Origin of the sequence: Streptomyces sp. WAC06614 (assembly GCF_003949795.1) — a bacterium.
Classification (GTDB): Bacteria; Actinomycetota; Actinomycetes; order Streptomycetales; family Streptomycetaceae; genus Streptomyces.
Map to the genome: position 1 here is coordinate 1 of NZ_RPRY01000571.1, position 2,433 is coordinate 2,433.

2 protein-coding genes are annotated in these 2,433 nt (G+C 71.4%); one reads left to right on the forward strand and one right to left on the reverse strand.

Going from position 1 to position 2,433, the window contains the following annotated elements; translation table 11 throughout:
* The coding region (locus EF918_RS34810) for an RDD family protein (protein ID WP_148141334.1) at positions 1 to 848 on the reverse strand (848 nt) is incomplete at its 3' end.
* A 116-nt stretch (positions 849 to 964) separates the two neighbouring features.
* Here EF918_RS34810 and EF918_RS34815 point away from each other — a divergent pair.
* Positions 965 to 1,972, forward strand: a complete 1,008-nt coding sequence (locus EF918_RS34815) for a stage II sporulation protein M (RefSeq protein WP_125652858.1) — start codon at positions 965 to 967, stop codon at positions 1,970 to 1,972.
* Positions 1,973 to 2,433 lie beyond the last annotated feature (461 nt).

A 2,433-nucleotide genomic window follows, 5' to 3' on the forward strand; every position in this document is an offset into this window, starting at 1 on the left:
CCTGCATCGCCTCGCTGGTCTCGGCCCGGGGCCTGGGGCTGGGCGACGTACGGAGCCGGCCCGAACGCCGGGACCGGCACGGACGGCGCTGACGCGGCCTGCTGCCGGAACGCCTTGGCCGCGTCCCGGGTCTGCCGCTCGTGCACCACGCCCGCCAGATAGGCCGCGGGCGGCACCCCCGGCGGCGGAGGCGTACCCGTCCGCGCGACCAGGTCCTCCGCCAGCCGCACCGCCATCGAGGCGCTCACCTGCGGATCCAGGTGCCCCATCCGCGTCAGGTACTGCCGGATCGCCAGCCACAGCGCGTCCGGTACGCCGGACAGGTCGAGCCCGGTGAACCGGCCCGCCAGCCACGGCGGCGGGGGCGGCACCGCCGTCACGGGTGTACTCGGCACCCGCTCCCGTACGACCAGCGTCCCGGCGAACACATCACCCAGCCGCCGGCCCCGGGCCGAGACCAGCGAGGCGATGCAGGCCACCGACCCGAAGGTCATCAGCAGCTCCACGACCCCCAGCGCCCCGCGCACCAGCGCGTGCCGGAACCGGATCGGACCGCCGTCGTCCCGCACCACCCGCAGCCCGCAGGCGAGCTTCCCCAGCGAGCGCCCGTGCGACAGGGTCTCCACCGCGATCGGCACCCCGACCAGCACGAGCACGAACGACGCCACCGACACCGCCGCGAAGGCGGCGTCGTCCAGCCGGGCGGTGGCGAAGGTCAGAGCGACCGAGACGAGCACGTACCCCGTGAGGTACACGAGCATGTCGAGCGAGATCGCCAGCGCACGGCTCGGCAGCCGCGCCGGCCTCAGCCCCAGGACGACCGCGTCCCCCGTCACCAGATCGCTCACCGATGCACACCTTTCCCGTGGCCCGTCCCGCCCTCGGCCATGCCCCTCGGTCATCAAGTCTGCCAAGCTGACCACAGCAGGAGTAAGGGACCTGGGGCAGGGGAGCGGCAAACCGGATGGATCTCGACGTCTTCGTGACCGCGCACCGGGCGGAGTGGGACCGGTTGGAACAGCTCCTCGGCCGTGGCCGGCGCCTCACCGGCGCCGAGGCGGACGAGCTCGTCGCCCTCTACCAGCGCACGGCCACCCACCTGTCCCTGATCCAGTCCGTCGCCCCCGACCCGATGCTCACCGGCCGGCTGACCCAGCTCGTCGCCCGCGCCCGCGCGACGGTGACGGGCGTCCGCCGGGCGGGCTGGCGCGACGTGGCCCGGTTCTTCACCGCCGGTTTCCCGGCCGCCGTCTACCGCAGCCGCCGCTGGTGGATCCCGACGGCACTGGTGTCGGTGGCCGTGGGCGTCCTGATCGGCTGGTGGATAGCCGCCCACCCCGAGGTCCAGGCCGCGATCGGGGCGCCGGAGGAGCTGCGCGAGATGACCAAGCCCGGGGGCGAGTACGAGACGTACTACTCCAGTCACCCGGCGACGTCGTTCGCGGCCCAGGTCTGGACGAACAACGCCCGGGCCGCCGCCATGTGCCTGGTCCTGGGGGCGTTCCTCGGCATCCCGGTGCTGTGGATCCTCTTCACCAACATGGTCAACCTCGGCGCGGGCCTCGGCCTGATGGCCGCCGCCGGCCGCCTGGACACCTTCCTCGGCCTGATCCTCCCGCACGGCCTCCTCGAACTGACCGCGGTCTTCGTCGCGGCCGGCACGGGCCTGCGCCTGGGCTGGACCGTCATCGACCCGGGCCCCCGCAGCCGCCGCGAGGCCCTCGCCGAACAGGGCCGCGCCGCCCTCGGCATGGCCGTCGGCCTGGCCGTGGTCCTGTTCGTCTCGGGGGTCATCGAGGGCTTCGTGACCCCGTCCGGCCTGCCGACCTGGGCCCGCATCACCATCGGCGTCGTGGCCGAGGCCGCCTTCCTGGCCTACGTCTACGTCCTCGGCGGCCGGGCCGCCCGGGCCGGCGAGGTGGGCGACGTGGAGGCCGCCGACCGCACCGCGGTGCAGCCCACGGCCGCCTGATGTGCGCAGCGCCCCGCCGAGCTGCTAGTCTCCTCAGGTCCCGCAAAGACCGTTGACACGGTCGGCGTGGGGAGGTAGATTCGAACGGTTGCCTCGGACTGGACAGTTCGACCGCGACGCTCTAAAATCTCTCTCGTCTCCCGAACCGGAATGCGTAGCGCATTTCCGAACCGAGGAGCGCAGCCGATTCCTCATCAGGATGTGAACGCCGGAAAAACCGGTGGAAAACTTCTGATAGAGTCGGAAACGCCGGAAGGGAAAAGCGCGAAAGCGCCGGAACCGGAAAGCACCGAGGAAATCGGGTCCGGAAAGATCTGATAGAGTCGGAAACGCGAGAACGAAGGAAGCGCCCGGAGGGCCCGGAAACGGGAACGAAGGAAGCGTCCGCACCTTGAGAACTCAACAGCGTGCCAAAAATCAACGCCAGATATGTTGATACCCCGTCTCTCTGGAGACGAGGT

Coding starts and splice junctions, on each gene's coding strand:
- EF918_RS34815 (WP_125652858.1), top strand. CDS start 965: ATGGATCTCGACGTCTTCGTGACCGCGCACCGGGCGGAGTGGGACCGG.